The 6,270-nt window shown below is 39.5% G+C and carries 5 protein-coding genes and 1 pseudogene; 3 read left to right on the forward strand and 3 right to left on the reverse strand.

The genetic code is table 11. The features are described from left to right. Positions 1 to 8 precede the first annotated feature (8 nt). Both R7Z77_RS21370 and R7Z77_RS21375 read left to right on the forward strand, forming a co-directional pair. On the forward strand, positions 9 to 1,238 hold the full coding sequence (locus R7Z77_RS21370) for a PP2C family protein-serine/threonine phosphatase (RefSeq protein ID WP_064354659.1): 1,230 nt from the start codon (positions 9 to 11) through the stop codon (positions 1,236 to 1,238). Between the two features lie 64 nt (positions 1,239 to 1,302). Further along, positions 1,303 to 1,680, forward strand: coding sequence for an ATP-binding protein (locus tag R7Z77_RS21375; protein WP_246542892.1), 378 nt, complete (start codon positions 1,303 to 1,305; stop codon positions 1,678 to 1,680). Positions 1,681 to 1,750: 70 nt separating this feature from the next. Here R7Z77_RS21375 and R7Z77_RS21380 read toward each other — a convergent pair whose 3' ends face one another. The 3 genes from R7Z77_RS21380 to R7Z77_RS21390 form a co-directional block, all read right to left on the reverse strand. Then, a complete protein-coding gene (locus tag R7Z77_RS21380; protein ID WP_025767706.1) occupies positions 1,751 to 1,942 on the reverse strand; it encodes a hypothetical protein in 192 nt (63 codons plus the stop codon). 34 nt (positions 1,943 to 1,976) lie between these two features. After that, positions 1,977 to 2,312: an Hpt domain-containing protein gene (locus tag R7Z77_RS21385; RefSeq protein WP_025767707.1), complete on the reverse strand. Its 336-nt coding sequence runs from the start codon at positions 2,310 to 2,312 to the stop codon at positions 1,977 to 1,979. A 446-nt stretch (positions 2,313 to 2,758) separates the two neighbouring features. Next, positions 2,759 to 4,909: a serine/threonine-protein kinase gene (locus tag R7Z77_RS21390; RefSeq protein ID WP_064354661.1), complete on the reverse strand. Its 2,151-nt coding sequence runs from the start codon at positions 4,907 to 4,909 to the stop codon at positions 2,759 to 2,761. Positions 4,910 to 5,221: 312 nt separating this feature from the next. On the opposite strand from R7Z77_RS21390, the pseudogene tagH reads away from it, so the two are divergent. Next, positions 5,222 to 6,202 (forward strand): annotated as a pseudogene (tagH, locus tag R7Z77_RS21395) (type VI secretion system-associated FHA domain protein TagH); the annotation flags it as partial. Positions 6,203 to 6,270 lie beyond the last annotated feature (68 nt).

Here is a 6,270-nt window from a genome sequence, read left to right on the forward strand (position 1 = left end):
GGAGGAAGATGAAACCCATTCTTTTGGTCGATGATAGTAAAACAGTACTGCTTTACATCAGCAGTGCATTGGAAAAGCAGGGCTATGAAGTGGTTGCAGTTGAAGACGGAAGAGCGGCGCTTGAGGTGCTAACTCACCGCCCTGATATTCAGTTTGTGCTGAGTGATTTAATGATGCCTGGAATTAATGGTATTGAATTGTGTCGCCAGTTAAAATCTAAAGTTAGCGAACGTTACATTTTCTTTGTTCTACTGTCTTCTAGAAATGACCAAAGTTCGATCGTGAAAGGCATTGATGCTGGCGCAGATGATTTCGTAGATAAGAAGACGTCTGTAGAGGAACTTCAGGCCAGAATCCGTGCGGGGTTTCGTACTTTAGAATTGCACAACAAGCTCGTAGAGAGAAACAAAGAGCTAGATGCGGCCTATCAAACAATCCACCAAGACCTACAGTCTGCGAGTCATCTGATGGAGCAACTACTCCCTGCTGAATCAACTATTCAGAATGTAAATTTTAGCTATGTCTACAAACCATGCTCCCAGATTGGTGGTGATATGTTGGGGTATTTGGAGCTCGATGAACACCATGTTGCGTTTTATGTATGTGATGTTTCTGGTCATGGTATTTCTTCAGCTTTGATGGCTTTTTCTATTCAACAGACACTATCTCAAAGTCAGGGGCCTGATTCGATCACGATGGAGTTGAGAGATGACGGCTATTGCGTAAGTGAGCCAGCATCTGTGATTGAACGGCTAAATCGGCGTTATCAGCAAACTAGAAACAGTCAACTTTACTTTACTATGGCTTACGCCATTCTTAACACAAAATCAGGGCGACTTAGCTATTGCACGGCTGGCCACCCCAGGATCTTAGTTTGGCGAGCGAGTACGAAAACGATGGAACAGATAGGTGACGATAACTTTATCGTTGGTGCAATGCAGCCGATGGAATATAGCGGTAACCAAATTAGTCTAGATGAGGGCGATGCATTGTGGCTTTATTCGGATGGTTTGATTGAAGCGAGGCAGGGTGAGGAGATGTTTTCACTACAACGATTGGCATCGAGTATAAAAGCTGTTTGCACGCTGCCAGTTGAAGATCAAGTGGGAGACGTCTTTAAAAAAGTACAATCTTGGCACAACGAAGATGAGTTTGATGATGATGCCAGCCTTTTACAGGTAAAATGGCATGGTGAGAGGCTCGATTTTAAGGAAAAGAATGTCAAAGAGCGAATTTAAACGAACTTACGGGAGCTCCCTTACTCACTCACGAAGTGCGAGCAAAGACGTTGTTCGGTTTTTGATGGGTCATCAAATCCCCTTAAATGCAATTCAATCATTGGAGCTTTGTGTCGTTGAGCTCATGAATAACGCTTATATTCATTCTTACAGTGAAATAGAAGGCCAGCCAATTGAAGTGGAGTGTAGGGTTGGGGATGACCAAGTGTCCGGTTTCGTGGAACTTAGAGTCTCTGATTGCGGAGCGCCGATCAATGAAAAGACGTTCATCCAACATAAAAATAAACAGATTGAGGCACCTAACTTAATGGATGACGATAGTTGGTCCTCCTCTGGTCGCGGACTGATGTTAGTCGCTCAATTATCTGACCTGTTTAAATTGGAAAAAGGTTTCGAAAACAATACGTTTGTTGTAGTGAAAAGGAATTGGGAGAGAAACTAACAACCAAGCAAAGTCGATTTGCTTCACTTGGTCCCTAGCGTTAATCTGACGGTGGCGTTGTATATCATTGTTATTTTGTATTCGTTGTTGGTGCTGGTGATAGTAACGCCTCCAACTCTTCTGGTGTTAGGATATCACTGATGTTTAACATATTACTTTCATCATCTAGCGCCATCTTTGTACGGCTAAGTAAGTACCTTTTTTGAGTTGGTGTTAGGTCTTTGAGAGACTCAATCAACTCCCTGAAATTGCTATTATTCATTGCCATATTTCCCCCAGTTAAGCCTTGAATTTCTTTATTGCATATTCTTCAAGTAAGCGAAGATTTGTTGATTAATTGCAGCTAGCTCTTTAGTAACTATAGCTATATCTGAGCTATCTGGCGCTGTATCGTTTCTGGTTTTTTCTTCTATTCTTTGAAACGCAATGACCGCGGTGTCTTCTCCGAAACTCTCTAGAATGCCTTTTAAACTATGAGCTAATAGATAGAGTTCTGACCAACATCTGCTTGCATATAGCTCATCTATACGCTCTATATCATTCGTGTGATCTTCAAGGTATGTAGAAAAAACAGTGACGATCAGATCTACGTCGTTATCCATGTATGTATTGAGAACATCAAAATTAATCATGTATACCCCTATTAAACGTTGAGGTAGAGGAATGTTTCGGATAATGAAGGCTTAGCCGAAGGTATGAATGGCATAACCAGTATTTGAGCAGAAATAGTTTGCTTGTCGCTTGAGATAAACTTACAAAAAGAAAGTCATTGTTAAAGATATTTTGACTTATATCCAAACGGCAATGGTCGAAATGTAGGGATGAAAAAACTTCAACTCGCGTGTTTTTAACACAAGTAGCAAAGGGGATGTTTCCAAGTAAAACGCCGAGTCGGTAAGTGTCTTGCAGTCCTAGTTTAAGGCTATCGTTACATACGGACGCCAGACGTTCGCCAACTTTGACTATTCCTTCAGTCAAGGCTAACTCTCCTCATTAAGTACAAGTATAAATTAGCAATCTAGTTGCATATTGGCAAGTAATCTACGGCAAAAAAGGGACTCGCGTCCCTTTTGTATTACTAGCTTTGCTTAGAGTCCTGTTCTATTTGCTTCATAAGCTCGTTGGCTTTCTTCATAGCGCGTCTTGCGCTTGAAGTCCTTCGCTTATTAAGCAATATATCGGAGAAGCGTAAGTATTTATCAGCAGTTTTGAATCTTAAATCGTTAACATCCTGAAAACCAATAGGAAAGTTTTTCGAGAACAGATCCACATCCTTCACCAAGTTATCGAGATGAGTTGTCGTCCTTGCCTTTTCTAGGCGAGAATAAAAGTTTTCAAACTCTTCTTGGAACAGGATTCTAGCGGCATCTTCTGGAAACGGTAGAGGGCTGTTGGAATCTAGCGCTGTCTCATATAATTTCATTTCCAGCACTGCATCTTTCATCGCATTACTTATCTGTAAGTTCTCTTGATGCTCTTCTACGTTTGAAAAGAAGGTGTTCCCAACCTTAATAAGAGCAACAAGTGCAGCTGCGTCTTTCTTTTTGAGTGCTTCAGTGAGGTGCTGACCGAAAACATCGCTAGATAACGAACTTGGCGTGAAAGGATAACCTTGATGAATCTGATTTAACTCATCCTTGAGCTCATAGATGGATTTACTGCCGTCTTCTTTACTGTACCGAGACTTTTCAAGTTGACTGTTGATTTGCCTTGCTATCGAAAGTAACGTGGAGTGCTTGCTTGACTGAATATCTAAGGCAAGAACTTCTATTTTATGTGAGTCAGGGTAGTAGGTTTTTGCTTTATCAAGTATGGACTCAATTTCATCATAATTCGGGTAGTTGTTGGCATCAGAATTCAAAACCTGATCAATTTCAGATTCAAACTCGCTGAGAATATAGGTCTTGTGTAATCGTAATAAGCCAGCCTTAACGACTGGATGTAAGCTTTTTTCACTATCAATCAGTGCCAAACTTTTTTCTTCTGGCGTATCAAGCTGCCACTCTTGTCCGGCAATTTGATCATTTTGCTTGCTAATAACGGTTTCCAAATTGGCGATGGTTTCTTGTTGCTGCTGATAACCAAATACAATGCCGCTAACTAATAATATACTCGCTGCCGCGCCGCTAGCGATAGGCCAATAGCGCATATTCAATTTGCGTTTCAACTGCTCAGGGGTCAGCTCGTTCGGAATGATGCCAGTTGAAAATACGCTTGAAAATATTGGCCACTTAGATGCAGGCATGTTAGTTGGTTTAGAGACCTTGATCTTCTTTTTGAGAGCTTCATTAACTGGAGTTCTTGCGTAAGGGTGTTTGCAACTCAATAACTCATAAGCAATACAAAATAGAGCAAACATATCGTCGCTTAAGTTCGGTTCCTTACCGGATAACAGGTTGAGTGATGCATAGTTGGGAGTATAACCAAGCGTTTCAACATTTTCGGATTTACGTTTAGCCGCATATTGATCCTGCTTTAATTGATGTGTTTTAGATACACCAAAATCAAGCAGCTTAACGTTACCCTCAGACGTTAAAATCACATTAGCGGGCTTTAGGTCGGCGTGCACTACACCAAGAGAGTGAGCATATGAGAGTGCATCGAGTACCTGATTTAGGATTGATAAAGTTGCATTAAACTTCAGCCCATGGGGCCTAGAACGCTGTATTAAACTCTCTAATGTTTCTCCGTTAATATACTCCATAACTAAAAAGTATATTTCGCCATCAACACCAAAATCAAAAACCCTAATGATATTAGGGTGGCTTAACCTTTGAGTTTGTTGAGCTTCACGTATTAACATGCGTGCAGTCTCTGGTTGAGAAGCAAACTCTTTCTGTAATATTTTTAACGCAACGTAGGGTGTTTCTGAACCTGAAGATTCAAGAATCTTATCTTTAGCTAAGTAAACATCGCAAAGCCCACCATGCCCAATAACCGACTCAATTTCATACCGATTTTTAACGGTCGTTCCTATTAAGCTTTTGTTAATAACATCTTTGTTATTATTTAATGAGTCATCTTTATTGTTTTTTTTCTTATTAACTAACGGAGTGTTTTCTTTTTGAGACAGTTTTGTATTTGTTTCATTTTTATTTTTAACGGAGGTTTCATTATTAGTGAGTTTAGTTGTTTTAATTGCATTGTCTCGTTTTTGAGTCTTTACAATTTTAGTTTTATCTCCGCTTTCTTCGTTATTTATAGAATTGTTTTTATTACTGTCTTCCATCACAAGAACTCCGTATAAATGATGGGGGAATATATACCTTTCTGCTCAATGAAAAGTCATTATGTTAGAATTTCTCGGCCAAACTAACATTCGTTTTTTTATTGATGAAAGTCTAAGTGTCAAAAATTTGAACTTGGTTGGATAATTAAAATTGTTGAACAATACGTGATTGCTTTGATAAAAAAATGATTCATTATTCCGTGCATGATTTTCAATGGCAGTATTAAGGTTTTTATTAATCTTACTGTTAATAAGAAAGCAGTTAATAATAAAATTAAAAATAATATCTAGCAGGTCTTTGGCGAGGTTTACATGAAGTTGGTTTTAACCATAACAAGTTTTCACAAATTTACTCCAGAGATTGAGAGTGAGTTCGTGTTTGAATCAAGTGATGAACATGCCAAGGTTACATTTGGTAGGTCTGAACAATGTGATTGGACACTACCAGATCCTGAAAGAGTGGTATCCGGAACCCACGGAGAACTGATTAAGTTTGGTGACAAATACTTGATAAAAGACCTCTCAACTAATGGTACTTTTGTAAATAATGCTGTAACTCCTGTGGGTCAAGGAAATGAAATAGCACTAAGCAATGACGATATGGTTAGCTTAGGGGATTATCAAATTTCAGTTTCTGTTCAAACAGATACAGATGTATTCAGCCTTGAGACAAGTAAAAGTCTTTCTAGCGCCCCCCCTGAAGTAGTCTCAAGTCCATCGGAAGAGGAATTTGTTGACCTAGGCCTTAGTGCTAGTGAACTCTTAAACGAAAGTGTTCCTTCTGACTTTCAGCTAGATATTGGTTTAGTCGATGATTTTATTGATATCCCAAAGCCCGAAAAACAGAGCACCGTATCTGAAACTTTACCGAAAGTTAACCGACAATCAGAACACCTATCGACTCCCAACTTTGATACCAATGGGGGTGAACTTGCGGCTTTTGTTAGAGGGGTGGGTATAGATCCAATGATGATTCCCAGCGATAACCGAGAGGAATGGTTTGAACAACTGGGGGAGTCATTTTCTTTGATGCTAGTTGGTTTAATGGAAACACTGCATAACAGAGCGGTGTTTAAGCAAACAAATCGACTTAGTCATACCGCATTTCGTAAGTCAGAAAATAACCCTTTAAAGTTTTCTGCAAACTTAGAAGATGCGATTCATAACTTATATAACCGTCAAACTGCTAGCTTCTTAAAGCCAAATGCAGCCATTAAAGAAGCATTTAATGACATCGAAAGTCATGAGCAAGCCTTAATGAAAGGTGTTGAAGGTACGGTTTCGAGGGCTTTGTTGCGTAATTCGGACAGAAAACCAAGTCGTCCGAAATTGAATAATTATTAAACAATATACTGAGTTTC

The sequence above is a fragment of the Vibrio sp. 1401 genome (genome assembly GCF_033340295.1).